General features: G+C 71.2%; 25 protein-coding genes. 14 read left to right on the top strand and 11 right to left on the bottom strand.

What is annotated here, in order from left to right; translation table 11 throughout:
* The first annotated feature begins 61 nt into the window (after positions 1–61).
* The 8 genes from ACFC06_RS25405 (at position 62) to proB (ending at position 9604) form a co-directional block, all read left to right on the top strand.
* The gene (locus ACFC06_RS25405; protein WP_375937320.1) at positions 62–1432 is read left to right on the top strand and encodes a bifunctional folylpolyglutamate synthase/dihydrofolate synthase; all 1371 of its coding nucleotides are present in this window, start codon (positions 62–64) and stop codon (positions 1430–1432) included.
* On the top strand, positions 1429–1827 hold the full coding sequence (locus ACFC06_RS25400) for a DUF4233 domain-containing protein (protein WP_375936631.1): 399 nt from the start codon (positions 1429–1431) through the stop codon (positions 1825–1827). The genes ACFC06_RS25405 and ACFC06_RS25400 overlap by 4 nt, the downstream gene beginning before the upstream one ends.
* Positions 1828–1948: 121 nt before the next feature.
* Positions 1949–2365 carry a nucleoside-diphosphate kinase gene (gene ndk / locus ACFC06_RS25395; RefSeq protein ID WP_375936628.1) on the top strand — a complete coding sequence of 139 codons (417 nt, stop codon included), beginning with the start codon at positions 1949–1951 and terminating at the stop codon, positions 2363–2365.
* A 254-nt stretch (positions 2366–2619) separates the two neighbouring features.
* On the top strand, positions 2620–6060 hold the full coding sequence (locus ACFC06_RS25390) for a translation initiation factor IF-2 N-terminal domain-containing protein (RefSeq protein ID WP_375936625.1): 3441 nt from the start codon (positions 2620–2622) through the stop codon (positions 6058–6060).
* 229 nt (positions 6061–6289) lie between these two features.
* Positions 6290–6601: a 50S ribosomal protein L21 gene (rplU, locus tag ACFC06_RS25385; protein ID WP_302874528.1), complete on the top strand. Its 312-nt coding sequence runs from the start codon at positions 6290–6292 to the stop codon at positions 6599–6601.
* Positions 6602–6623: 22 nt separating this feature from the next.
* Positions 6624–6890 carry a 50S ribosomal protein L27 gene (gene rpmA / locus ACFC06_RS25380; RefSeq protein ID WP_067486232.1) on the top strand — a complete coding sequence of 89 codons (267 nt, stop codon included), beginning with the start codon at positions 6624–6626 and terminating at the stop codon, positions 6888–6890.
* Between the two features lie 121 nt (positions 6891–7011).
* Positions 7012–8466: a GTPase ObgE gene (obgE, locus tag ACFC06_RS25375; RefSeq protein ID WP_375936620.1), complete on the top strand. Its 1455-nt coding sequence runs from the start codon at positions 7012–7014 to the stop codon at positions 8464–8466.
* 22 nt (positions 8467–8488) lie between these two features.
* Positions 8489–9604: a glutamate 5-kinase gene (proB, locus tag ACFC06_RS25370; RefSeq protein WP_375936617.1), complete on the top strand. Its 1116-nt coding sequence runs from the start codon at positions 8489–8491 to the stop codon at positions 9602–9604.
* On the opposite strand, the gene ACFC06_RS25365 is transcribed toward proB, so the two are convergent.
* The 11 genes from ACFC06_RS25365 to ACFC06_RS25315 all read right to left on the bottom strand — a co-directional run bounded on the left by ACFC06_RS25365 (position 9594) and on the right by ACFC06_RS25315 (position 20573).
* Entirely contained in the window at positions 9594–9890 is a 297-nt protein-coding gene (locus ACFC06_RS25365) for a DUF6191 domain-containing protein (protein ID WP_375936615.1), read from the bottom strand. The genes proB and ACFC06_RS25365 overlap by 11 nt on opposite strands.
* Positions 9891–9932: 42 nt before the next feature.
* Positions 9933–11180 (bottom strand): hypothetical protein, encoded by a 1248-nt coding sequence (locus ACFC06_RS25360; protein WP_375936612.1) that lies wholly within the window; start codon positions 11178–11180, stop codon positions 9933–9935.
* Positions 11180–11551, bottom strand: coding sequence for a hypothetical protein (locus ACFC06_RS25355; RefSeq protein ID WP_375936610.1), 372 nt, complete (start codon positions 11549–11551; stop codon positions 11180–11182). Before ACFC06_RS25355 ends, ACFC06_RS25360 begins: the two co-directional genes overlap by 1 nt.
* A 37-nt stretch (positions 11552–11588) precedes the next feature.
* Positions 11589–12323, bottom strand: a complete 735-nt coding sequence (locus tag ACFC06_RS25350) for an ESX secretion-associated protein EspG (RefSeq protein ID WP_375936608.1) — start codon at positions 12321–12323, stop codon at positions 11589–11591.
* Positions 12324–12433: 110 nt separating this feature from the next.
* On the bottom strand, positions 12434–13402 hold the full coding sequence (locus tag ACFC06_RS25345) for a D-isomer specific 2-hydroxyacid dehydrogenase family protein (RefSeq protein ID WP_375936605.1): 969 nt from the start codon (positions 13400–13402) through the stop codon (positions 12434–12436).
* Positions 13403–13502: 100 nt separating this feature from the next.
* Positions 13503–14459, bottom strand: a complete 957-nt coding sequence (gene ligD, locus ACFC06_RS25340; protein WP_375936602.1) for a non-homologous end-joining DNA ligase — start codon at positions 14457–14459, stop codon at positions 13503–13505.
* 74 nt (positions 14460–14533) lie between these two features.
* Positions 14534–14923, bottom strand: a complete 390-nt coding sequence (locus ACFC06_RS25335) for a hypothetical protein (RefSeq protein WP_375936599.1) — start codon at positions 14921–14923, stop codon at positions 14534–14536.
* Between the two features lie 63 nt (positions 14924–14986).
* Complete coding sequence (locus tag ACFC06_RS25330; protein ID WP_375936596.1) at positions 14987–16087, bottom strand: methyltransferase; 1101 nt, start codon at positions 16085–16087, stop codon at positions 14987–14989.
* Positions 16088–16190: 103 nt separating this feature from the next.
* Positions 16191–18314: a RecQ family ATP-dependent DNA helicase gene (locus tag ACFC06_RS25325; RefSeq protein ID WP_375936593.1), complete on the bottom strand. Its 2124-nt coding sequence runs from the start codon at positions 18312–18314 to the stop codon at positions 16191–16193.
* 29 nt (positions 18315–18343) lie between these two features.
* Positions 18344–19555, bottom strand: coding sequence for an RtcB family protein (locus ACFC06_RS25320; protein WP_375936591.1), 1212 nt, complete (start codon positions 19553–19555; stop codon positions 18344–18346).
* A 151-nt stretch (positions 19556–19706) separates the two neighbouring features.
* Positions 19707–20573: a ribokinase gene (locus ACFC06_RS25315; protein ID WP_375936588.1), complete on the bottom strand. Its 867-nt coding sequence runs from the start codon at positions 20571–20573 to the stop codon at positions 19707–19709.
* 133 nt (positions 20574–20706) lie between these two features.
* On the opposite strand from ACFC06_RS25315, the gene ACFC06_RS25310 reads away from it, so the two are divergent.
* The 6 genes from ACFC06_RS25310 (at position 20707) to nadD (ending at position 26429) form a co-directional block, all read left to right on the top strand.
* Positions 20707–21972, top strand: a complete 1266-nt coding sequence (locus ACFC06_RS25310) for a glutamate-5-semialdehyde dehydrogenase (RefSeq protein WP_375936585.1) — start codon at positions 20707–20709, stop codon at positions 21970–21972.
* Positions 21969–22847, top strand: coding sequence for an AAA family ATPase (locus tag ACFC06_RS25305; protein ID WP_375936582.1), 879 nt, complete (start codon positions 21969–21971; stop codon positions 22845–22847). Before ACFC06_RS25310 ends, ACFC06_RS25305 begins: the two co-directional genes overlap by 4 nt.
* Positions 22848–22849: 2 nt before the next feature.
* The gene (locus ACFC06_RS25300) at positions 22850–24241 is read left to right on the top strand and encodes a VWA domain-containing protein (protein WP_375936580.1); all 1392 of its coding nucleotides are present in this window, start codon (positions 22850–22852) and stop codon (positions 24239–24241) included.
* A 10-nt stretch (positions 24242–24251) separates the two neighbouring features.
* A complete protein-coding gene (locus ACFC06_RS25295) occupies positions 24252–24587 on the top strand; it encodes an MmcQ/YjbR family DNA-binding protein (protein ID WP_375936577.1) in 336 nt (111 codons plus the stop codon).
* Positions 24588–24929: 342 nt separating this feature from the next.
* Positions 24930–25721, top strand: coding sequence for a hypothetical protein (locus ACFC06_RS25290; protein ID WP_375936574.1), 792 nt, complete (start codon positions 24930–24932; stop codon positions 25719–25721).
* A 66-nt stretch (positions 25722–25787) separates the two neighbouring features.
* A complete protein-coding gene (gene nadD, locus ACFC06_RS25285) occupies positions 25788–26429 on the top strand; it encodes a nicotinate-nucleotide adenylyltransferase (RefSeq protein WP_278262873.1) in 642 nt (213 codons plus the stop codon).
* Positions 26430–26448 lie beyond the last annotated feature (19 nt).

Here is a 26448-nt window from a genome sequence, read left to right as displayed (position 1 = left end):
GGGCGAGGACTACGAGGCGGCCCGGCTCGGTGGCGGTCCCTCCCCGGTCGAGCTGGCCGAGATGGCGCTGGTCGAAGCCGAGCTGGACAAGCGCTGGCCCGAGACCAAGATCGAGCCCTCGCTCACCCGGATCAGCACCCTGATGGACCTGCTGGGCAACCCGCAGCGCAACTACCCGGCCATCCACATCGCGGGCACCAACGGCAAGACCTCGGTGACCAGGATGATCGACGCGCTGCTCACCGCCCTGCACCGGCGCACCGGCCGGATCACCAGCCCGCACCTGCAGCTGGCCACCGAGCGGATCAGCATCGACAACGCCCCGATCAGCCCGGCCCGCTACGTGGAGACCTACCGCGAGCTCGAGCCCTACATCGCGATGATCGACCAGCAGTCCGCCGCGGCGGGCGGCCCGGCCATGAGCAAGTTCGAGGTGCTCACCGGCATGGCCTACGCGGCGTTCGCGGAGGCGCCGGTCGATGTGGCCGTGGTCGAGACCGGCATGGGCGGCACCTGGGACGCCACCAACGTCATCGACGGGCAGGTCGCGGTGATCACCCCGATCGGCCTCGACCACACCGAATACCTCGGCCCCGACCTCGAGTCGATCGCCAAGGAGAAGGCCGGGATCATCAAGCGCGCCCCCGAGCAGCTGATCCCGGTCGACACCGTCGCGGTGATCGCCCAGCAGGAGCCCGAGGTCATGGACGTGCTGCTGCGCCGTGCCGTGGCGGCCGACGCGGCGGTGGCGCGCGAGGGTTCGGAGTTCCGGCCGCTGGAACGCGCTGTCGCCGTCGGCGGGCAGCTGCTCACGTTGCAGGGCCTCGGCGGTGTGTACGACGAGATCTTCCTGCCGCTGCACGGCGAGCACCAGGCGCGCAATGCCGCGCTGGCGCTGGCCGCGGTGGAGGCGTTCTTCGGCGCCGGTGCTGAGCGTCAGCTCGACATCGACGCCGTGCGCGCCGGATTCGCGAGCGTCGCGAGCCCCGGCCGGATGGAACGCATGCGCAACGCGCCGACGATCTTCGTCGACGCCGCGCACAACCCCGCCGGCGCGCAGGCGCTGGCGAGCACGCTCACCTCCGAGTTCGACTTCCGCAAGCTGGTCGGCGTGGTCGCGGTGCTCGCCGAGAAGGACGCGGCGGGCATCCTCGACGCCCTCGAGCCGGTGTTCGACGAGATCGTGGTGACCAGCAACGGCTCGCCCCGGGCGATGGATGTCGACGCGCTGGCCGACCTGGCCGTGCAGCGCTTCGGCGACGAACGGGTGATCACCGCCGACACCCTGCCCGACGCGCTGGAATCGGCGATCGCGCTGGCCGAACAGGCCGGCGACGACGGCGATGTGATCTCGGGCGCGGGCGTGATCGTCACCGGGTCGGTGGTGACCGCGGGCGCCGCGCGCGCCCTGTTCGGAAAGGCTCCCTCATGAGCGAGGTCCCACCCCCGGCCACCGATCCCTGGAAGGGCCTGCGCGGCGTCATGGCGGGCACCCTGATCCTCGAGGCCATCGTGGTGCTGCTCGCGCTGCCGGTGGTCGCCGACGTCGGCGGCGGGGTCACCTGGTTCTCCGGCACCTACCTGGTGGTGCTGTCGGTGCTGATGATCCTGGGCGCCGGAGTGCAGCGCAAGCCGTGGGCGATCCCGTTCAACCTCGGCCTGCAGGTGCTGTTGCTGCTGGGCACCTTCATCCACCTCTCAATCGGCATCATCGGCCTGGTGTTCGTCGCGGTATGGGCCTTCATCCTCACGCTGCGCGCGGATGTCCAGCGCCGAATGGATGCCGGCCTCCTGCCGAGCCAGCGCATGAAACGCACGGAGTCCTGAGCGGCCCGCCTCGATTCTGGACTGACGGAGCGAAGGAGCGCAGCGACTGAGCGGAGGAGGGAAGAATCGAGGCTCAGGGGGCCGATCGGCGCGGCGCCGCAGGCGACGCTAATGTTGCTGCGTGACTGAGCAGACGTTGGTACTCATCAAGCCGGACGGTGTCTCGCGTGGACTCGCCGGCGAGGTGCTCGCGCGCATCGAGCGCAAGGGCCTCACCCTCAAGGCACTGGAGCTGAAGAACGTGTCCGTGGCGCTCGCCGAAGAGCACTACGCCGAGCATGCCGAGCGGCCGTTCTTCGGTTCGCTCATCGAGTTCATCACCTCGGGCCCGGTCGTGGCGGCCGTGCTGGAGGGACCGCGCGCGATCGCGGCGTTCCGTCAGCTCGCCGGTGGCACCGACCCGGTCGAGAAGGCCACCCCCGGCACCATCCGTGGCGACTTCGGTCTGGAGACCCAGTTCAACCTGGTCCACGGTTCCGACTCGCCCGAGTCCGCCAAGCGCGAGATCGCGCTCTGGTTCCCCGAATTTCCTGCTTGATCTGCTGTTCTCGCTCGTCGCGCCCGTGCTCGGCGCGACGAGCTCGAGTGACGCGGAGTTCGGGTGAGTTGCGCCGATGGCGATCCTCGCGCGAACCGTATGGGATACTGATTACGGACGTGTTCGATGCCGGACCCTGTCGCGCAGGTACGTGACAGCGGCGCCGGACATGACCGGATGACATCGCGGTTGGATGCCGATCATCGCTGCCACGGGCGGCCCTGTTGCTGGGGGCGCTCGCGCAGGCACGCTGGATGAGCGCTCGAAACGCGGCGTCACCGTACAGCCAGGCGCCGTGTGACCGGTTGGCCCGCCAGATGATCGATTCCAGGCGCGACCGGACGCACGGGGCGAGACCAGATGACCCTCGCACCATCGGGTGCGAGGTGCACGGACGATGCCCCCGCGTCGGCCGCGTACACCCGTACCGGGGATGGACGCGCCCGGGGGCCCGAGGAGACTTCGTGGCCGAACAAGAGCCGCTGGACACAACACAACAGGATGCCGATCAATTGCCGGAGCGAATTCGAGTTCATGCACTGGCCAAGCGACTGGGAGTGACCAGCAAGCGCATCCTGGCCAAACTGGCCGAATTGGGAACCGAGGCGCGCAGCGTCCAATCCAATGTCGACCGCGCGGTCGCCGAGACCGTGCGCGACGCGATCGCCGCCGACGCCGAGACCGGCGAATCCCCGGCAACGCCGTCCACCCCCGCCCCCGTCGCCGAGCAACCGGCCGACACGACCGCGGCCGCCGCCGCGCTGTTCTCCGCCCCCGAGGTCGCCCGCACCGGTGAGGTCTTCGCCGCCATGGCCGACGACGCGCACACCGGGCTGTTCACCCACCGGGTGACCGAGACCCCCGCCCCGGCCGAGCCGGTCGCCTTCGAGGCGCCCGCCGTGGCCGCGCCGCTGTTCCTGCCGCCGGACGCCACCGCCGCTGAAGAGGCCCGCAAGCGCCGCCGCACCGCCCGCACGACCAAGCGCGCCGACGAGCCCGCCGCTCCCGCCGAGGAGCCCGAGACCGAGCCCGCGACGGCCGACGACGAGCCCGTCGCCGAGTCCGTCGAGGCCACCACCGACACCACCGACTCCGATGCCGACCAGTCCGGTGACCACGACGCCGACGGCCAGCCGCGCCGCCGCCGCCGGGGCCGTCGTGGCCGTGGCCGTGGCCGCGGCGAGCAGTCCGCCGACGGCGACGACACCGACACCGACGAGTCCGACACCGACGACGAGCCCACCGCCGCGACCGAGCCGAGCGCCGAGTCCGCCGAGCAGGCCGAGGACACCGACGAGGACGACGAGGACGCGCTGCCCGAGGGCGCGAGCCGTCGCCGCCGCCGCCGTCGTCGCCGCAAGGTCGGTGGCGAGTCCGGGGAGGACGCGTCCTCGGAGGACGATCCGCCCAACACCGTCGTGCACGAGCGCGAGCCGCGTAACAAGAGCCGCGGCCGGTCCGGGTCCGACGAGGTGCAGGGCATCTCCGGGTCCACCCGGCTCGAGGCCAAGCGCCAGCGCCGCCGCGACGGCCGCGAGGCCGGGCGCCGCCGTCCGCCGATCCTGACCGAGTCGGAGTTCCTGGCCCGCCGCGAGGCGGTGGACCGGGTGATGGTCGTGCGCGAAAAGGCCTTCGACGCCGCCGAGCACGCTCCGGGTCACCAGATCACCACCCAGGTCGCGGTGCTCGAGGACAACATCCTCGTCGAGCACTTCGTCACCAGTTCCGGCCAGGCGTCGATGGTGGGCAATGTCTACCTCGGCAAGGTGCAGAACGTGCTGCCCAGCATGGAGGCGGCGTTCATCGACATCGGCCGCGGCCGCAACGGCGTGCTCTACGCCGGTGAGGTGAACTGGGAGGCCGCCGGTCTGGGCGGCAAGGAACGCAAGATCGAGCAGGCGCTCAAGCCGGGCGACCAGGTGCTGGTGCAGGTCTCCAAGGACCCGGTCGGGCACAAGGGCGCCCGCCTGACCACCCAGATCTCGCTCGCGGGCCGCTTCCTGGTGTACGTGCCGGGCGGCACCTCCACCGGGATCAGCCGCAAGCTGCCCGACACCGAGCGCAAGCGGCTCAAGGAGATCCTGCGCGACATCGTGCCCGCCGACGCGGGCGTGATCATCCGGACCGCGTCCGAGGGCGTCAGCGAGCCGGAACTGGCCCGCGACGTCGAGCGGTTGCAGGCCACCTGGCGCACCATCGAGGAGGCCTCCAAGGGTGCGGGCAAGGACGCGCCCAAGGCGCTCTACGAAGAGCCCGACATGCTGGTCAAGGTCATCCGCGACCTGTTCAACGAGGACTTCGCCCGGCTGGTCATCGAGGGCGATCGCGCCTGGAGCACCGTCGAGAACTACGTGCGCACCGTCGCGCCGGACCTGCTGCCGCGGGTGAACCGGCACGAGAACAACGGGGTCGACGTGTTCGACGCCTTCCGCATCGACGAGCAGCTGGCCAAGGCGCTCGACCGCAAGGTGTGGCTGCCCTCCGGCGGCACCCTGGTGATCGACCGCACCGAGGCGATGACCGTCGTCGACGTCAACACCGGCAAGTTCACCGGTTCGGGCTCGTCCAATCTGGAGGAGACCGTCACCAAGAACAATCTGGAGGCGGCCGAGGAGATCGTGCGCCAGATGCGGCTGCGCGATATCGGCGGCATGATCGTCGTCGACTTCATCGACATGGTGCTCGAGTCCAACCGCGATCTGGTGCTGCGCCGTCTCACCGAGGCGCTGGGCCGTGATCGCACCCGTCACCAGGTCTCCGAGGTCACCTCGCTGGGCCTGGTCCAGATGACCCGCAAGAAACTGGGCACCGGCCTGGTCGAGGCGTTCTCCACCACCTGCGAGCACTGCCACGGCCGCGGCATCCTGGTGCACTCCTACCCGGTCGACGCCGGGTCGGGCACCGAGGAACCGCGCGCCAAGGAAGGCGGTTCGCGCCGCCGCCGCGGCAAGGACAAGGACCGCGACAAGCAGCCCGCGGCCGCCGCTCCCGCGTCCAACGGCACCGCACCGCACCCCGAGCACGGTGAGGAGGACATCGCGGTCAAGCGGGCCCATCCGGTCGCGCTCGCGATGGCCGCCCACCACGGCGAGGACGGCGAACCCACCGACGAGCCGACGGCCGAGACCGCCGAGGCCACGACGGCCGAGGTCGCGCCCGAGGCGCCCGCCGAGCCGACCAGGCGGTCGCGTTCACGCTCGCGCCGGTCCAGCCGCAGCGCGGGATCGCAGTCGGAGACGGCCACGGAGAGCCCGGCGCTGACCGGGGTGATCCCGGCCGAGCCGGAGGCCGCCGATGCCGAGACCCCGGCGGCCGCGGAAACGGAGCCCGCCGACATCGAAGCGGTCACCGACGCCGCAGCCGCCGAACCGGAGGCCACGGTCACCGAAGCCGCGGCCGCCGTGTTCGAGGGTGCGGAGCCGGAAGTCGCGGCCACCGAGTCTGAGGCCGTCGAACCCGAGCCCGCACCGGTCGCCGAGGAGCCCGCACCCCGCACGCGCAGGCGTCGGGTGGCCCGCTCCACCGCGGCCCCGGCACCGGACAGCTCGGGCGCGGTGTTCGTCCTCTCGTCGAGCGAGCAGCCGCCCGCCGCCGTGGTGGACTTCGCCGCGGAGCCCGTCGTCGTCCCGGAACGCAAGCCGCGCCGTCGCGCGGTGGGCCGTCCCGCGGGCGCGCCGGCACCCGAGTCGAATTGACCCGTCGGCCCCCCGATTCGGCCCTGACCGGCCGAATTGGGGGAGCGGTTACCGTTCTGGTAGCCTAGGTCGGTCGCTGCCCCGCGATTGGGCATCCGGTCTTACGGCCGGGTGATTCCGCAGGCAGCCGAAGTTCTTCCCCCGCCGATGCGGGGATGAGCCCAGAAATACGCGTCGCAGCTGTGGCGCGAACATGTGCAGGACCAACGTGAGTGGAGGAAGCCGACCGATGGCAGCGTACGCAATCGTCAAGACCGGCGGAAAGCAGTACAAGGTCGCGGTCGGTGACCTGGTGAAGGTCGAGAAGATCGAGGGCGCGCCCGGCACCGCCGTGGCCCTGACCCCGGTTCTCGTCGTCGACGGCGCCGATCTGACCACCGACGCCGACAAGCTGGCCAAGATCTCCGTGGCCGCCGAGGTCGTCGACCAGACCAAGGGCCCGAAGATCCGGATCCACAAGTTCAAGAACAAGACCGGCTACCACAAGCGCCAGGGTCACCGTCAGCCGCTGACGGTCATCAAGGTCACCGGCATCAAGTAAGACATCCCGAGGAGACGAAGCAATGGCACATAAGAAGGGTGCATCCAGCTCCCGGAACGGTCGTGATTCGAACGCCCAGCGCCTCGGCGTGAAGCGCTTCGGTGGCCAGAAGGTCAGCGCGGGCGAGATCCTCGTCCGTCAGCGTGGAACCCACTTCCACCCCGGCGTGAACGTCGGTCGTGGCGGCGACGACACCCTGTTCGCCCTCGCGGCGGGCGCGGTCGAGTTCGGCACCAAGCGTGGCCGCAAGACCGTCAACATCGTCGTCCCGGAGCCGGTCCAGGCCTGACCGCCTGGAGCGTCAGCTCCCCACGGACACCAGAGCGGGTCAGGGTTGCTTCCCTGACCCGCTCTGTCGTGTCCGTCACCCCCTACCGCCAACGACCAGTCAGAAGGAGGAGGATCAACCCATGTCCAAATTCATCGACCGCGTCGTGCTTCATGTTCGTGCCGGTAGAGGTGGACACGGTTGCGCCTCGGTGCACCGTGAGAAGTTCAAGCCGCTCGGCGGGCCCGACGGCGGCAACGGCGGCAACGGCGGGGACGTGATCCTCGAAGTCGACGCCAATGTCCACACCCTGCTCGACTTCCACTTCCACCCGCACGCCAAGGCGGGCAACGGCAAGCCGGGCGAGGGTGGCAACCGCGACGGCAAGCAGGGCACCGATCTGGTGCTCAAGGTGCCCGATGGCACCGTGGTGGTCGACGGGGACGGCAAGGTCGTCGTCGACCTGGTCGGCGCGGGCAATCAGTTCGTCGTCGCCAAGGGCGGCCGCGGTGGCCTGGGCAACGCCTCGCTGGCCTCCAAGGCGCGCAAGGCGCCCGGCTTCGCGCTGCTCGGCGAAGAGGGCGAAGAACTGGACCTGGTCCTCGAGCTGAAGTCGGTCGCCGACGTCGGCCTGGTCGGGTTCCCGTCGGCGGGCAAGTCCTCGCTGGTCTCGGTGCTGTCCGCGGCCAAGCCCAAGATCGCCGACTACCCGTTCACCACCCTGGTCCCGAACCTGGGCGTGGTGGCCTCCGGCGACACCACCTTCACCGTCGCCGACGTGCCCGGCCTGATCCCCGGCGCCAGCGACGGCCGCGGCCTCGGCCTGGATTTCCTGCGTCATCTGGAACGCTGCGCGGTGCTCGCGCACGTGGTCGACTGCGCCACCCTGGAACCCGGCCGCGACCCGGTCTCCGATGTCGACGCGCTCGAGGCCGAACTGGCCGCCTACAAGCCGGCGCTGACCGGTGACGAGAGCCTGGGCGATCTGGCCGACCGGCCCCGCGTGGTGATCCTCAACAAGACCGATGTGCCCGACGGGGCGGAGCTGGCCGAGATGGTCACCCCCGAGTTCACCGAGCGCGGCTGGCCGGTCTTCGAGATCTCCGCGGTGAGCCGCGCGGGCCTGCGCCCGTTGACCTTCGCGCTGGCCGACATGGTCCGCCAGTACCGCGACGACCACCCCAAGGCCGCCCCGAAGCGCCCGGTGATCCGTCCGATCGCGACCGACGAGTCCGGCTTCAGCGTGATCGCCGATCCGCAGGAGCCCGGCGGCTTCATCGTGCGCGGCACCCGCCCGGAACGATGGGTGCGCCAGACCCAGTTCGACAACGACGAGGCCGTGGGCTACCTGGCCGACCGCCTGGCCCGCCTCGGCGTGGAAGCCGAACTGGTCAAGCAGGGCGCGCAGCCGGGCTGCTCGGTGACCATCGGTGACGTGTCGTTCGAATGGGAGCCGCAGATCTCCGCGGGCGTCGACATCGTGCCGACCGGCCGCGGTACCGACGTGCGACTGGAGAACAACGACCGGGTCGGCGCGGCCGAGCGCAAACTCGCCTCACGCGCGCGGCGTGGTCTGCTCGACGAGGACGGGAAGTAGGGTCCGGCCGAGGAGTATGGCTATGCAGGTGGGTTCGGAAGTGAGCGTGGCGCGTCAGGCCATCGTGTCGGCTCGTTCGGTCGTGGTGAAGATCGGGTCGTCGGCGCTGACCAGCCTCGAGGGCGGTCTCGACACCGACCGGCTCGACCGGCTCGCCGACGCCGTGGAAGCGCGGATGCGCGCGGGGTCGGACGTGGTGGTCGTGTCCTCCGGGGCGATCGGTGCCGGCATCGCGCCGCTGGGCCTGTCGCGCAGGCCCAAGGACCTCGCCACCAAGCAGGCCGCCGCCAGTGTCGGCCAGCTGGCGCTGGCGCACGCCTGGGGTACCTCGTTCGCGCGTTACGACCGCACCGTCGGCCAGATCCTGCTCTCCGCCGACGATTTCGCCCGCCGCGAGCACCACCGCAACGCCCAGCGCACCCTGGACCGGCTGCGGTCGCTCGGCGCGGTCGCGGTGGTCAACGAGAACGACACCGTCGCCACGGAGGAACTGCGCTTCGGCGACAACGACCGCCTCGCCGCCCTGGTGGCGCATCTGGTCGGCGCCGACGCCCTGATCCTGCTCTCCGATGTCGCCGGACTCTACGACGGCGACCCGCGCAAGGGTGCCGCCACCTTCATCCCCGAGGTCCGCAGCAGCGCCGATCTCGACGGGGTCATCGCGGGCAGCGGTGGCGCGCTCGGCACCGGCGGCATGGCCTCCAAGCTCTCGGCCGCGCGCCTGGCCGCCGACGCGGGCATCCCGGTGCTGCTGGCCTCGGCCGCCGACGCCGCGACCGCCCTCACCGACGGCACCGTGGGCACCGCCTTCGCCGCCCGCCCGGTCCGCCTGTCCGGCCGCAAGTTCTGGGTCCGCCACGCCGCCGACACCCGCGGCGCGGTGCTGCTCGACGCGGGGGCCGTCACCGCCGTCACCGAACGCCGCTCCCTGCTCGCCGCCGGCGTCACCGGCATCCGCGGCCGCTTCTTCGGCGGAGACGTGGTCGACCTGGTGAGCCCCGACGATCAGGTGATCGCCCGCGGCGTCGTCGAATACGACAGCACCGAGCTCACCACCATGCTCGGCCGCTCCACCACCGAACTCCCCGAGACGATGCAGCGCCCGGTCATCCACGCCGACGACCTGGTCAAGGTCTGAGCGCGGACCCTTCCCGCCGCAGATACACCGTGCGCGTCGAGAGATCGAGCTCGCGCCCGTCACCCACCTCCACGCGCACCAGCTGCCGCGACTCCCGTTCCTCGACGACATGCCGCGACGCCGGGTTGAACACCTCGTCCACCGGAGCGAGCATCCCCGCGGCCCCCGCGCTCCCCGAGCGGCGCCTGCGCCAGTGGACCCAGCCGCGCCGCTCGGCCCAGCGTCCGAGCTGGTCGATCCCGACCACGAGCGAGGCGAGCGTACCCAGGAACAACGCGTAGTCCACGATCTCTCCTTCGGCCACCGGCACCGCGCCCGGTGCTGACGATCACCGTTGCGGCGGAACAACTCCCGGCTGATCCAGGTCCGCCGGTGCCGGCGGTGGCGGCGCGGGACGCGGGCTCTCCGCCCCCGGAATGGGCCCGGTGACACCCGGCTGCCCACCCGGATCCGACATGTCGGGTCCACTCGGGACCGGCGGGAGCGGGGCCGGAACAGGCTGCCCCGTGGGCGGGGGAGCCGGCTGCTGCGACGTGGGCGCCGGTGGGTCCGGTTCCGGCGCGGGTTGCTGCGTCGTAGGTGCGGGCGGCTCGGGCTGGGCCGGGGGTTCGCTCGGCGGTGGTGCCGGTTGCGTCGGCTGCTCCGGGGTCGGTGCCGGAGCTTCTGTCGTCGGGGCCGAGTCGTGCGGGGTCGGTGTCTCCGTCGGCTGGGGGTCGGCTTGTGTGGTGGGCGCGTGGGTCGACGGCGGCGCAGAGGACTCGGTCGGAGCCGCCGGCGTGGGGGTGTTGCCGCCGGGTGCGGGTGAGTTGTCGGTGGGTGCCGGAGCCGGGGTGCCTTCCGTGGGCGCGCTGTCGGCCGGGGGAGGCGTGACCGGGGACGCCGGGGCGCTGTCGGTCGGCGCGGGCATTTCCGGCGACGGCGAGGTACCGGGGTTCTGGGGTGAATCACCTTCCGGGGCAACACCTTGCGGTGTGCCGAGCTGTGGCTGGGCCGGCGTGGTCTGCGGTCGCGACGGCGTCGCAGGCGATTCCTGTCCTCGCGCACCGGGGGGAGCGGGCAGGGACGGAACCCCGGTGCCCGCCAGCGAATACGCGGGCTTGTAGATCATGTTCATCGCCAGCACGGCTTCCTGGCGCAGCGCCTCGGTCGCCATCTGGGCGTCGATCACCTTGGCCGACTCCAGCAGTCGCGCGATGGTCCCGATCGGTCCCGAATCACCGGGCGCGACCACCGCGAGTTTCACCGCCTCCGCGGCCGCCGCCACTGCGCCCAGCCGGGCGCCGACTTCGGCTGCCACCCCGGCCAGTTCGTCCAGCGCGGCGGCGAAACCGCGGGTGCCCGCGAAGGCGGCCTCGGCGGCGGCACCCTCCCAGCCCGCTTCGTTGATCACCCGTTCGGCGTCGGCCTTGGTGATCGGCATGGTGGTGCTCAGCGCGGCCGCGGCCTCCAGCCAGGCCATCGAGGCGCCGAGGATCGCGCCCGCGTCGATCTGCTGGGTGCGGGCGTAGATCTGTTCGTGCGGCATGGATTCGAAATGCTCCATGGCACTGATGTAGGTGGGGTCGGTTCCGCTCATCAGCGCATCCGGGTTTCGACGGCCCGCAGGGCGGCGGCGGCCGCGGCGTCGGCCTCGTCGTAGAGACCGCCGCTGAGCAGGAACGCCTCTTTCATCCGGTAGGCCGCCTCGATGTAGTGATCGATCAGCGAGGCCGCGTCACGCGCCTTGTGCGCGAAGCCGGCCTGCAACTGCTGTGCGGAGACGAAACCGCCGAATCCGCCTGCCTCGGAGGCGGATTCGAGTCGCTGACGTAACTGCCCGAGCTGATCGGCCTGCTGTTCGTAGAGCTCGGCGCAGCGGCGCGCGGCCTCGGGCTCGAACTTCAGCGTCCCCGTCGCGGCGGCGGTGCGGAACCGGGAGATCTCGGCCCTGCTGCTCTCGATCGTCATCGCGTCTCCCCTCCAGATGAAGCGTTCGTGGTCCAGGCTAGCCGGACCTTCTGCTGTGCGAACTGTGCGCCGGTGCCAGCCTGCGCTGGAGCTGGGCGGCGAGCTGACCGGTCGTCGCGGGCACCACGTGCACCGTTTCCCCTGCTCTGAGCAGGTAACGGCCGTCGGCGGCGACATCGATCCAGCTGTAGTGCACCGGCGGGGCGGGCACGCTGCGGTCCAGCCCGGTCTCGATGCGGATATGTCCCTCCGCGGTGTGCTGGCGACGTAATAATCGCTGGATACGCGGCACCGCGGGGTGCGTCGCGATCACCGTCTCCTCGTCGCGCACGGCCTCGGTGGCGGCTTCGCGCGCCGGTTCGCGGCCCGGCGGCGTGTCGGGCAGGCACGCGGTGATCCGGGCGCCCATGCCCGCGGTGTGCCCGATCGAAACCCGCACGCTGCCACCGTAATCGGGCCGGTTGCCGGGTTCCTGGCGCACCAGCACCGCCCGGTCGTACACGGCACAGGCGAGCAGGCGGATCTCGCTGCCCGGCGTGTGCCCGCCGCCGACCAGCACGATCCTGGCGTGCGGTGCGGCGATGATCCGCAGACAGGCGGTCAGGTCGGGATCGCCGCCGCCGGGTAGTCGCTGCTCCAGCCCGGACCGCAGCCGGGCCGCCTCGTGTTCGGTGTGCGGTGATTCCAGCACCCGGATCGGAAACGGCAGGCGATCCTGACCCGATTCCCGCCAGACGTGCGCGAATTCGTCAGCGGTGAAGGTCCATCCCATTGCCGATCCCATCCTTACCGAGCCAGGACCACGACAGCCTATCGGTACTGTCCGATTCCGGCCCACCGTTCACCCGGCATACCTCCGAACGGAAGCTTTCCGGGTGTCGTTCAGTAACCCCGGTCCGGGTCGATGAGCGCGTGCAGCGGCTCGCCCGCGACGAACCGGGCCGCATTCGCGCCGACGTGATCGGCGAACGCGGCCAGCCGCAACTGCGGCGGGTTGGAATCGTGCGGGGTGATGATCGCGTTGGGCAGGCTCCACAGCGGATGACCGTCGGGCAGCGGTTCCGGCTCGGTGACATCGAGCCCCGCGCCGCCGATCGCGCCCCGCGTGAGCGCGTCGACCAGCGCCTCGGTGTCCACCAGGCTGCCCCGGGCCACATTGATCACCCACGAGGAGGGCTTGAGCCGGGCCAGTTCCTCCGCGCCGATCAGGTGCCGGGTCTGCGCGGTCGCGGGCGCGGCGATCACCACGTGGTCGGTGTGCGACCACACCCGGCCCAGCTGGTCGGCGGGCACGGTCTCCACGTCGTCGGGAATGCCCGGGCCGGTGACCGGACGGCCGGACCGGTTCACCGCGATCACGTGCGCGCCCAGCGGCGCCAGCATCGGGATCAGCGCCCGGCCGATGCCGCCCGCGCCGACGATCGTCACCGTCTTGCCCCGCAACGACCCCACGTGCGGGAAGAACTCGCGCTGCTGCCAGGTCCTCGCCCGCAGGTGCTCGGGCAGATACCGCACGCCCGCCAGCAGCAGCGTGAGCGCGTGCTCGGCGACGCTGTCGGCGAACGCGCCCGCCGCGGAGGTGAACGTCACGCCGGGATGGGCCTCGAACACGCCCGCGCCGAAGTAGTCCTCGATGCCCGCGGCGGGCAGCTGCACCCAGCGGACGGAGGCGGGCAGCGTCCGCGGGAACTCGCCGGGGGAGCCGATCCAGATCAGGGCCTCGGCATCGTCGAGCGCGCCGATCTGCGCACCCGCCCCGAGCACGGCTTTCTCCAGCAGGCGCGAGGCCGGCTGATCCGGTCCGATCGCGATCGTGGTCGCGGATTGCTGCACAGAGACCTCCTGGGGCATGGGCTCGACCGGGGCGCGGCGGCTCCGGGTGGGAGTGTCGATTCTTCCTGTTCGGGCGCGCCCGCGCAGCCCGGCGATCAGCCCGCGCGGAAGGGTTCCGCTACTCGTCCAGATCGACCGGTTCGTCCACGCCGTGCCGGTCGGCCAGCTCGAGCAGCCCGGCGATGTCGAACACGGCCTCGTCCATCCCGGCCTGCAGGTCGCCGAGCTCGGCGTAGCGGGCCGGAACGGTGGCGAGGGTGAAATCGCGGGGGTGGATCTCGTCGATCTCGGTCCAGCGCACCGGCGTCGACACCGTCGCCGCGGGCACCCCGCGCACCGAGTACGCGGCGGCGATGGTGTGATCGCGCGCGTTCTGGTTGTAGTCGACGAACAGCTGCGCCGGATCGCGATCCTTGCGCCACCAGGCCGTGGTCACGTCCGCGGGCGCGCGCCGCTGCACTTCCCGCGCGAACGCGAGCGCCGCCCGGCGCACCTGCTGGAAGCCGTACTCCGGCGCGATCCGCACATAGACGTGCATCCCCGACCCACCGGAGGTCTTGGGCCAGCCCACCGCGCCCAGCTCGTCGAGCACCTCGTGCACGACGTGCGCGACCCGCCGCACCCGCGACCACGGGCAATCCGGCATGGGATCGAGATCGATGCGCCACTCGTCGGGCGACTCGGTGTCGGTGGCCCGGGAGTTCCACGGATGGAACTCCACCGTCGACATCTGCACCGCCCAGATCACGTCGGCCAGTTCCTGCACGCACAGTTCGTCGGCGTGCCTGCCGTAGCGCGGGAAATTCACGCGCACCGTCGAGATCCAGTCCGGCGCACCGCCCGGCAACCGTTTCTGATGCACCTTGCCGCCGGGCAGGCCCTTCGGGAACCGGTGCAGCATGCACGGCCGGTCGCGCAGCGCGTTGACGATGCCGTCGCCCACGCTGAGGTAGTAGCGCGCCAGGTCGAGCTTGGTCGCGCCCAGCTCGGGGAAGTACACCCGGTCCGGGTTGCTCACCCGCACCGTGTGCTCACCGACCGGCAGTTCGACAGCCGGAGTCGCTGACTTGGCCACCGGCCAACCCTAACCGAGCGGACCCACCGCGCCACGGATGTTGCGGCGGCGCGGTGGGACGGCGACCGGCGGAGCTAGAGCTCGTAGACGCCGAACGCGCGGTTCTGGATGCACATGGGCATCACGTGGACGCGGTCGGTCCATTCGAACCTGGCGGCCGCCTCGACGGTTCCGCGCTCGTCCACGCACACGCTCGCGGTGCCGGGCATGGTCAGCGGGTTGAGCACCGCCAGCGGGATGCCGGCGTGGATGCCGCTGTAGAGGCCGCCGCTGAAGCACAGCGGGGTGATCGGGATGCCGCGTGCGGCGCTCTCCCGGTCGGCCGCGGCCTGGGCGCCGGGCACGCCCGCGCAGTCGAGGGGGTTCTCGTTGCTCGCCTGGGCGGGCACGGTGAAAAGGGTGAATCCGGCCGCACAGCCCGCGGCGACGGCCATCAGGGATCGAGCAAATGTGGTCCTGGTCATAGCCGCATTGAAACACTGGTGCCGGGTGCCACACACAATCGGCGGCGGCGTGTCGAGCCGGACTCAGCGGGCGACCGCCTCCAGCACGCAGTCCGGCGCGGCGGTGTGCACCGTGCGGGTGAGGGTGAAACCGCTGCGCGCGAGCAGTTCGCGGAACTGTGCCTCGGTGCGTTCGTGGCCGCCGTCGGTGTTCACCAGCATCTCCAGATCGATGAATTTGCCGGGATGCGGCCGGTCGTCCTCGGGCAGCACCAGTTCGATCACCAGCAGCGTCGTGGACCGGTTCATCGCGAGCCGGATGGTGCGCAGGATCTGTTCGGCCCGCTCGTCGGACCAGTCGTGCAGGATGTGTTTGAGCAGGTAGGCGTCGCCCCCGTCGGGCACCTTCTCGAAGAACGACCCGGCCTCCACCGCGCATCGCTGCGACAGCCCGGCCGCCTCGAGTTCGGCGGCCAGGTCGTCGACCACGGTCGGCAGGTCGAACACGATGCCGCGCGCCGCCGGATGCCTGCCGAGGATCTCGGTGAGCAGCCCGCCCTGCCCGCCGCCGACGTCGACGAGCGTGCCGAACCGGCCGAAATCGTAGGCGGCCAGCAGCGGTTCGGTCGACAGGGTGCCGATGCTGGTCATCGCCCGGTCGAACAGTTCGCCGACATCGCGGTGGGTGGCCGCGTACTCGAAGAAACTCGACCCGTCGATGGCCGGGCCGACGGCCTCGCCGGTGCGCACCGCGTCGGTGAGATGCGACCAGTGACTGCGATGGAACTTCGAACCGAAGAACTTCGACACATCGCGCAGCGTCACCGGGGCGTCGCTGCGCAGCGTGGCACCCATGCGGGTGAGCGCGTAGGAACCGTCGCGGCGTTGGGCGAACACGCCGTAGCTCACCAGCAGGCGCATCAGCCTGCGCAGCCCCTCCTCGTCGACCTCGACCGCCCGTGCCAGCTGGGCCGCCGTGCGTGGACCGCCTGCCAGTTCGTCGGCGATCCCGAGCTCGGCGGCCGTGCTGATCGCCTGCGAGAGGAATCCGGCGATCTGTAATTCCAGCAGCGCGATATGGCCCGGAACCAGGTTCCGGTACAGGCTCCCGAGTGCGGCGCGCACCCGATCGATCGCGCGGAGCACGGGGAGCGGGGGAAGCTTCTGCGGTGCGGTGGACGTCATGACGACTCCGTATCGGCCGGTTGACCTGCGCGTATGGACTGAGGGTACGGGACCGCGGGTGATGTGGGCAGCCCTCACACGCCGTGGGGGCGGGTTCGGTGGGTCAGGTCGGGGTGGCCAGCGCGAACGGCAGCACCGCCTCGGCGCCGCTGGTGCGCAGGGCGTGCGCGGCCACCGTCATCGTCCAGCCGGTGTCGGTGAGCGTGTCCACCAGCAGGATCGGGCCCGCGACCCCGGACAGATCGGGGACCTCCCAGTAGTCGAACAGCCCGGCCACCCGGTGCGCCGAATTCGCCGCCGAGACCGGCGGCCGGTCCGGGCGGGCGCGCAGGGTGCCGAGGTCGTCGAGCCTGCCGACCTGCGCCAGCCGCGCGGCCAGACTCGTGGTGAGCTGCGGATGACCCGGGGACTCCAGGGCGAGCACCGAGGTCGGGCGGGTGGTCCAGGTCCAGTCGCGCAGCACGGCGACGCAGGCCTCGAACACCGCGTCGGGCACGGGAGCGTCCGGTCCGTCGAGCAGCGTGCGCAGCCGCCTGCCCCAGCCGAGATCGGTGAGCCTGCCGAGCACCCGCCCGGTCTCGGCGCCGCCGGTGATCTTGCCCGAGAGCGGGACGCCCAGCTTGGCCATTCCGGTGGGCCACTGCTTGCGCGGGGCGAGGTCGAGGCCGGGGCGGTCGAGCCGGGCCCTGGTCGCCGCGACGGCGGCCTCGTCGACGGTGGTGTCGGCCCGGGTGCCGGTGCAGTTGTCGCAGCGCCCGCAGCCGGGAGTGGTGGCGTCGAGGGCGGCCAGGCCGGGGTCGTCGAGCTGGCGGCGCAGGAAGGTCATCCGGCAGGTCGTGGTCGACTGGTAGTCGATCATCGCCTGCTGTTCGCTGTCGCGCGCGGCGGCGAGCCGTTCGTAGCGTTCGGTGTCGTAGGTCCACGCCTGGCCGGTGGACAGCCAGCCACCGCGCACCCGGCGCACCGCCCCGTCCACGTCGAGCACCTTCAGCACCATCTCGAGCCGCGAGCGGTTCAGTTCCACCAGCGGTTCCAGCGCCACCGTCGACAGCGGCCGGTCCTGGTCGAGCGCGGCGAGCACCGCGCGCACGATGTGCTCGCGCGGGAAGGCGACCGAGGCGAAGTAGCTCCAGATCCGGGCGTCCTCGGGGCCGGGCAGCAACACCACCTCGGCCCGCTCGGTGCCGCGCCCGGCACGGCCCACCTGCTGGTAGTACGCGATGGGGGAGGACGGCGCGCCCACGTGCACCACGAACCCGAGATCGGGTTTGTCGAAGCCCATACCCAGCGCCGAGGTGGCGATCAGGGCCTTGACCTCGTTGTTCAGCAGCGCGGCTTCGAGCGCCTCGCGTTCGGCCGGGTCGGTCTGGCCGGTGTAGGCGGCCACGGTGTGGCCGTGCGAGGCGAGCACGTCGGCCAAGTCGTGCGCGGCGGCGACGGTGAGGCAGTAGATGATGCCCGAACCCGGCAGCCGGTGCAGTTGTTCGCCGAGCCACGCCGTGCGCTGCACCGCGTCGTCGAAACGCACCACCGACAGGTGCAGCGACTCGCGGTCCAGGGTGCCGCGCAGTACCAGCGTCTCGGTGCCGATCTGCCCGGCCACATCGGTGACGACCCGGTCGTTGGCGGTGGCGGTGGTCGCCAGCACCGGCACATCCGAACCCAGATCCGCGATGAGGGTGCGGATGCGGCGGTAGTCGGGCCGGAAATCGTGGCCCCAGTCCGAGACGCAGTGCGCCTCGTCGATCACCACGAGCCCGGCGTCGGCGGCCAGCCGGGGCAGTACCTGGTCGCGGAAGTCCGGGTTGTTCAGCCGTTCCGGACTCACCAGCAGCACGTCGACACCGCCCTCGGCCACCCGCTGATGGATCTCGTCCCACTCGGTGACATTGCCCGAGTTGATGGTGGCCGCCACCACGCCCGCCCGTTCGGCGGCGGCCACCTGGTTGCGCATGAGCGCGAGCAACGGCGAGACGATCACCGTCGGCCCGCGCCCGGCACCGCGCAGCAGCTTGGCGGCGATGAAATACACCGCCGACTTGCCCCATCCCGTGCGTTGCACGACCAGGGCCCGCCGCCGCTGCACCACCAGTGCCTCGATGGCGGTCCACTGGTCCTCGCGCAGCCGGGCATCCGGACCGGCCAGTTCACGCACCAGTTCCTCGGCCCGTTCCCGCAGGTCAGGAGCCATCAGGTCGAGCACGTCACTGCCAGCCGCTGAGGTCATGTCCCCATACTGCCCGACCCCACCGACAGCTAGCCCTTGACGCAGAGCACCTGCCGCAGCGTGGCCACCACGTCGACCAGGTCGGCCTGCGCGGCGATCACCTCGTCGATGTCCTTGTACGCGGCCGGGATCTCGTCGACCACGCCCGCGTCCTTGCGCGACTCCACACCCTCGGTCTGGGCCACCAGATCCGCGACGGTGAACTGCTTCTTCGCCGCGGTCCGGCTCATCCGCCGACCCGCACCGTGCGAGGCCGACTGGAACGAGGCCGGATTCCCCTTACCCCGCACCACGTAGGAGCGCGTGCCCATCGAGCCCGGGATCAGCGCCAGATCGCCCGCGCCCGCGCGCACGGCACCCTTGCGGGTCACCAGCATCGGCACCCCGTCGATGATCTCCTCGGCCACATAGTTGTGATGGCAGCTGATCGGCTCGTCGAAGCCCACCGTCCGCGCACCGAACTCCTCGCGCACCGCCCGGCACACCAGCGACAGCATCACCGCGCGATTGCGCGCCGCGTAGTCCTGGGCCCAGGTGAGGTCGCGCCGGTAGGCCGCCATCTCCGGCGTCCCCGCCAGGAACACGGCCAGATCCCTATCCGGCAGTGACCCGTTGTGCGGCAGCTTCCGCGCGATCGCCATGTGCCGCTCGGCCAGTTCCTTGCCGATGTTGCGCGAGCCGGAGTGCAGCAGAATCCACACCGCGTCGTCCTGGTCGAGGCAGACCTCGATGAAGTGGTTGCCGCCGCCGAGCGAGCCGATCTGCTTGTGCGCCTTGGACTCCAGCGAGGACACCCCGGGATGCAGGTCGCCGAAGGACCGCCAGAACTGCTCCCAGCCCTTGGTCCGCGCCGAGTGCCCGTGCGAGCCCGCGTGCAGCGCGGTGACGTCGACCGCGCTCTTGTGCGCGTTGAAGCCGACCGGTACGGCCCGCTCGATCCGGCTGCGCAGCGAGCGCAGGTCGTCGGGCAGATCGGCCGCGGTGAGGTCGGTCTTCACGCTCTCCATCCCGCACCCGATGTCGACGCCGACCGCCGCGGGCGCCACCGCGTCGCGCATCGCGATGACCGACCCCACCGTCGCGCCTTTACCCAGGTGCACATCGGGCATCACGCGCAGTCCGTGCACCCATTCCAGCGCGGCGATGTTGCGCAGCTGGCGCAGGGCGGCCTGCTCGATCTCGTGCTCCTCTGCCCACATGAGCGTCTGCGCCCTGGTACCGCGCAGCTCGACGGGAAACATGGTTCGGTCCTTTCTTCGATGTATCGACGACGGTAGGCGCACGGGGCCGGCACCCGCATCCGAATTTCCGCGCCCCGCGAGTCGAGTGCGGCGCTATTTGCTTGCGGGAGAACGATTTTCGAGGTGTCGGCAGTGCTGTGTGCCCGTCGGGTCAGTCCGTCGGCAGCGCGGCGGCGATCCGGGCGCGGTCGGGGATCGACGCGCTGGCTCCGAGCACGGTGGTCGCCAGCGCGCCCGCGGTATTGGCCCAGGTCAGCGCGGTGCGCGGGCCGCTGGTCCAGGTGGCGGCGAGCGCGCCGGTGAACGCGTCTCCGGCGCCGGTGGTGTCGACCGCGTCGACCGTCCTGCCCGCGACCGACAGCTGCGTGCCGTCGGCGCCCCGATAGGTGGCGCCGTCCGCGCCGAGGGTGCGTACCACGTGTGCCACGCCTGTCAGCTCCGCCGAATACCGCTCGTACTCCAAGGAATTCACGATCGCGACATCCACATCCGCCCACAGCCCGGCGGGTAGCGGTGCGACCGGCGACGGGTTGAGCACCACGACGGTCCCCGCGGCGGCCGCGTGGCGGGCGGCGGTGACGACGGTGTCGAGCGGGATCTCGAGCTGACACAGCAGGATGTCGGCCGCGGCGATCGCGGCGAGCTCGGCCTCGGACAACTCGGTCACGTGTCCGTTCGCGCCCGCCACGACGATGATGCTGTTCTCGCCGGACCCGTCCACCACGATCGAGGCGACGCCACTGGGCCCCTCGACGCGGCGCACCAGGGCCGTGTCGACGCCCGCCTCGTGCAGTGTCGTCCGCAGCTCGTCGGCGAACGCGTCGTCGCCGAGCGCGCCGAGGAACCGCACCCGCGCACCCGAGCGGGCGGCGGCGATCGCCTGGTTGGCGCCCTTGCCGCCGGGCACCGTCGCGAATCCTGACCCGAGCACGGTCTCACCCGGCGCGGGCCGCCGCGGCGTGCTGGTCACCAGATCCATATTGATGCTGCCGAGGACGACGACGTCGGGGCTGTCCATGAGGCCAACCTAGGACACCATCGCGCCGCAGGTGGCGACCCTGTGGATAACTCGGTCCCGCCGCCGGTCGGAGCCGCTTTACGGTGTCCGGGTCGCGTCGAACGGACGAGCCGGACTGCGTAGGCTGATACCCATGACGGTAGAAGTGACCCCCGAGCTCGACATCCGCGCAGCGGTGCACGACGCCGCCCGCAGGGCTCGTGTCGCGTCCCGTGTGCTGGCTCAGCTGACCACGGCGCAGAAGAACGAGGCCCTGCACGCGGCGGCCGACGCCCTGCTCGCCGCCGCCGACCGCGTTCTCGCGGCCAATGCCGCCGACATCGCGACGGCACAGGCGGCGGGCACCGAGGAGAACCTGCTCGACCGGCTGCGGCTCACCACGGCACGCATCGACGGCATCGCCTCCGGGCTGCGCCAGGTGGCGGGCCTGCCCGACCCGGTCGGCGTCGTGGTGCGCGGCTCCACGCTGCCCAACGGCCTGGAGATCCGCCAGACCCGGGTGCCGCTCGGCGTGGTCGGCATGGTCTACGAGGCCCGCCCCAATGTCACCGTCGACGCCTTCGGCCTGGCCCTCAAGTCGGGCAACGCGGCGCTGCTGCGCGGCTCGTCCTCGGCGGCGCAGTCCAACGCCACCCTCGTCGAGGTGCTGCGCGAAGCGCTTGTCGCCCAGGACCTTCCGGCCGACGCGGTGCAGCTGCTGCCCAGCCACGACCGTTCCAGCGTCACCCACCTGATCCAGGCCCGCGGCCTGGTCGACGTGGTGATCCCGCGCGGTGGCGCCGGCCTGATCAACGCGGTCGTGCGCGACGCGCAGGTGCCCACCATCGAGACCGGCACCGGCAACTGCCACGTCTACGTGCACTCCGCCGCCGATCTGGACATGGCCGAGGCGATCCTGCTCAACGCCAAGACCCGCCGTCCCAGCGTCTGCAACGCCGCCGAGACGGTGCTCATCGACGCCGCCGTCGCCGAGACGGCCGTCCCGCGCCTGAGCAAGGCGCTCGAGGCCGCGGGTGTCACCATCCACGGCGACCTGCCCGGCCAGGTGCCCGCCACCGACGCCGACTGGGGCGAGGAGTACCTCACCCTCGACATCGCGCTGAAGGTCGTCGACGGCATCGACGCCGCGGTCGACCACATCAACACCTGGGGCACCGGCCATACCGAGGCCATCGTCACCGCCGACCTGGCCGCCGCGCGCGAGTTCACCGCCCGCGTCGACGCCGCCGCGGTGATGGTGAACGCGTCCACCGCCTTCACCGACGGCGAGCAGTTCGGTTTCGGCGCCGAGATCGGCATCTCCACCCAGAAGCTGCACGCCCGCGGCCCGATGGCTCTGCCCGAACTCACCTCCACCAAGTGGATCGTGTGGGGCGACGGCCAGACTCGGCCGGTGTGATCGTGGCACTGGTAGAGGAACCGATCTTCGCGTCGGTCGAGGAGGTCGTCGAGCGGCTCGCCGCCACCGGCTATCTGGCCGACAAGGCCACCGCCACCTCGGTCTTCCTGGCCGACCGGCTGGGCAAACCGCTGCTCATCGAGGGCCCGGCCGGTGTCGGCAAGACCGAGCTGTCGCGCGCGGTGGCCCAGGTCGCCGGGGCCGAGCTGGTCCGCTTGCAGTGCTACGAGGGCGTCGACGAGGCCCGCGCGCTCTACGAGTGGAACCACGCCAAGCAGATCCTGCGGATCCAGGCCTCCAGCGAGAACGACTGGGCCGAGACCAAGGCCGATGTCTTCACCGAGGAGTTCCTGCTCTCGCGCCCACTGCTCACCGCGATCCGGCGCACCGACCCGACGGTGCTGCTGATCGACGAGACCGACAAGGCCGACGTCGAGATCGAGGGCCTGCTGCTCGAGGTGCTCAGCGATTTCGCGGTGACCGTGCCGGAACTGGGCACCATCACCGCCACCCGCAAGCCGTTCGTGGTGCTCACCTCCAATGCCACCAGGGAACTGTCCGAGGCGCTCAAGCGGCGCTGCCTGTATCTGCACCTGGACTTCCCCGACGAGGAGCTGGAACGGCGCATCCTGGCCAGCCGGGTGCCCGAGCTCTCGGCCTCCGTCGCCGAGCAGCTGGTGCGGATCGTGCATGTGCTGCGCGGGATGCAGCTCAAGAAGCTGCCCTCGGTGGCCGAGTCCATCGACTGGGGCAACACCCTGCTCGCGCTGGGCGCCGAGGACCTCGACGACGCCACCGTGCGTGCCACCCTCGGTGTGGTGCTCAAGCATCGCAGCGACCACCAGCGCGCCCTGGCCGAGCTGAAGCTGGCCTGAGCATGACAGCGCCCGCGCCGCACGGACTCGGCGGCCACGTCGCCGGTTTCGTCGCGGCGTTGCGGGCCCGCGGTGTGCCCGTCGGCCCGTCGGAGACCATCGACGCGGGCCGGGTGCTGACCGTGCTCGACCTGCTCGATCGTGAGGCCGTGCGCGAGGGCCTGGCCTGCGCGGTCCTGCGCAGGCCCACCCACCGCGCCACCTTCGACAGCCTGTTCGACCTGTGGTTCCCGGTCGCGGTGGGTGAGCGCGGCGGCGAGGTCACCGATCTGCCGCGCACACCGGAGGGCGAGATCGACTTGGCGGCCCTGCGCGAGCAGCTCGCCGAACTCCTGGCCGAGGAGAACCCCGGCGACCGGCTCGAGCAGCTGGCCGGCCAGGTGGTCGAGCAGCTGGGGCAGTACCAGTCGGCCCGCGGCCCCTCGTTCTCGGCCTATCAGGCGATGAAAGACCTCGCGCCGCAGACCTTGCTGTCACGCGTGCTCGCCGGGCTCGCGCTCCCGCCGGACGCGAGCGCCCGCGACACCGAGGTGGCCCGCCGCATCGCCAGGGAACGCATCGACCGGTTCCGGGCGAGCGTGCAATCCGAGACCAACCGCCGCGTGGCCGAACAGATCGGCCGCGACCGGGTGGCGACCTACGGCGTCGCCCGCCAGGCCGAGGACGCCGATTTCCTGCGTGCCTCCGAACGCGAACTCACCGAGCTGAAGCGCGGCACCCAGCGCCTGGCGCGAATCCTGGCCTCCCGGCTGGCGGTGCGGCGCAAGCATTCCCGCCGCGGCGAGATCGACCTGCGCAAGACCCTGCGCGCGTCGATGTCCACCGGCGGCGTCCCGATCGACCTGGTGAACCGCAAGCCCCGCCCCGGCCGCCCGGAACTGGTCCTGCTGTGCGATATCTCGGGCTCGGTGGCCGGGTTCAGCAATTTCACGCTGCTGCTGGTGAGCGCCCTGCGCGAACAGTTCTCCCGGGTGCGGATCTTCGCCTTCGTCGACCGCACCGACGAGGTCACCGGCTACTTCGACCCGCACGCGGGTCTCGACGACGTCCTCACCAGGATCTTCACCGAGTCACGCATCATCGACGCCGACGGGCACTCCGACTACGGCCAGGCCCTGACCAGCTTCGCCGACAACTTCGCCGACGCCGTCACCAGCCGCAGCTCGCTGCTGGTCCTCGGCGACGGCCGCACCAACTACCGCAACCCGCGCCTGGACACCCTGCGTGAGCTGGCCGGCACCGCCCGGCACGCGCACTGGCTCAACCCGGAACCGAAAAACCTGTGGGGCACCGGTGATTCGGCCGCCCAGGAATACGGCACCGTGATCGAGATGCACGAATGCCGCTCGGCCCGGCAACTGACCGAGGTCGTCTCCCGACTGCTACCCGTGTGAAGGAGCTGTGGTGGATCCGCTGACCTACTGCCTGGCCAAACCCGGTGCCTGGCAAGACGAACCGTGGGAGGGCGATGTCGTCGCCAAGGTCGGCGACAAGATCTTCGCCTTCCTCGGCGCGGGCACCGCGATCGGCCTCAAATGCGGCCGCGACCGGGCCGAAGCCGACGAACTGGTGTACGTCTATCCCGACGACGTGAGCGCCTCGGCCTACATCGGCCGCTACGGCTGGAACAGCATCCGCCTCGGTGGCGCGGTCCCCGACGACGAACTACGCGAACTCATCGACGCCTCCTACGACGCGGTCGTCGCCAAACTCCCGAAGACCAAGCGCCCGAAGGCATGACGGATTTCAGCGGACGTTAAGCCACTTACAGGGTGCCGGTACCAGGATCGCGCACATGCTGGCAGGGGCGTCGCGCGACGACGAGCGAGCCGATCGACGTGGATCGGCCAACAAGGGTGACCTAGCGGTGTCGTGGGTCCGGTCCACCCGGTGACCGATCCGCACGCCGAACACAGCGCCGCAGAACCGTCACGCGAGACACAACCCGAACATCCCCTCGCCCCCACCCCACCCGGCGATCTAGCCCTGGCCGAACGACCTCGTCCCGCATCAGGGCCAGGGCCGGGGATTGCGTCGGCGCTCGAACGGGGTGCGGGTGCTCGGGCCGCGCGGAGGCTGGCGGTGGTCGCGGCTGCCCGGCTCGTCGATGCGCCCGCGGCCGCGGAGGAGCAGTTGCGGCGCGCGTTGGTGGTCGGCGCGGGTGAGCTGGTCGGTCGTGAGCTGGCGCAGCTGCGTACTCAGCTGGTGACCGCGGTCGCGGCGCAGCCGGACCGGGATCGCGACGTCGCCCGTGCCGCGGCTGCGGCGGCGGCCTGCTGGCAGCCGATCTCGCGGGCGGACGCGGCACATCTGTGGCTGGTGGCCGGGCGGGCGTGGCGCCGGGCGGGCAGGCACGGGGAGGCGGTGACGGCGTTCGATCGCGCCCTGCTCGGAGGCCCGCTGCACTATCCGCCCGGCGAGCTGTCACTGGCGCGCGCCGAGTTCGCCGAGTCGCTGATCCGGTTGCGGCGCTACCGCCAGGCTGCCTGGCAGTTCACCGAGGCCGCCCGCCTGCTCTCCGGCGCTCCCGCCGACCGGCACCGCCATGCCGACCTGGTGTGGTCGGCGGCGGTGGCGCGCGAATGCTGCGGGCAGGAGTCGCTGGCGCTGGGGCTCTATCTGCGCGCGGCCGGTCTGTGGGGTGAGCAGGGCCGGATCGTGCCGCGCGCGCGATGCCTGCGCGCGGCCGCCTGGCTGCAGCTGCGCGGGCCGCACGGGTACGTCCGCGGGCCGTGGTGGGTCACCATCGACGTGCTGCTGGCCGAACTCGGCCGCCTGGTGGCCGAGAACCCGGCCGTGCACGTCGCCGAGGAGCTCGACCGCACCCGCGCCCAGTTCGCCCAGATGTGCGCCCAGGCGTCGGGCCTGGGATGACCCGCACACGGTGGCCGGGCACTCCGGTCCGCCCCGCGGGCTCCCACCCCGTTAAGCTCGGACCTCATGCACGAAACAGCTCGGCCGCGCCGCAAGCTCGGCGTCATGGGCGGCACCTTCGACCCGATCCACCACGGCCACCTGGTCGCGGCGAGCGAGGTCGCGAACCGGTTCGAGCTCGACGAGGTGATCTTCGTCCCCACCGGACAGCCGTGGCAGAAGGCGAACAAGCAGGTCAGCCCCGCCGAGGACCGCTATCTGATGACGGTCATCGCCACCGCGTCCAACCCCCGGTTCTCGGTCAGCCGGGCCGACATCGAACGCAACAAGGTCACCTACACGGTGGACACCCTGCGGGAGATGCAGAGCGCCCATCCCGACGACGAGCTGTACTTCATCACCGGTGCGGACGCGCTGGCCAACATCCTGACATGGCAGGATTGGACCGAACTGTTCGAACTGGCGAAGTTCGTCGGGGTGAGCCGTCCGGGGTACGAGCTGAACACCGACCATCTCGAGGAGCATCTGCGGGACCTTCCCGCCGACGCCGTCACGATGATCGAGGTCCCCGCGCTGGCCATCTCGTCGAGCGAATGCCGCCGCCGCGCCGCGGAGGGTCGGCCGGTCTGGTACCTCGTCCCCGACGGCGTGGTGCAGTACATATCGAAGCGGCACCTGTATGGGCCCGCAGGAACGGAAGGTAGCTGACGTTGAGCGAGACGAGCGT

This window comes from Nocardia sp. NPDC056064, from assembly GCF_042266925.1.
Classification (GTDB): Bacteria; Actinomycetota; Actinomycetes; order Mycobacteriales; family Mycobacteriaceae; genus Nocardia.
Note: the sequence above shows the minus strand (reverse complement) of the source record. Positions and strands in the feature narration are given on the sequence as shown.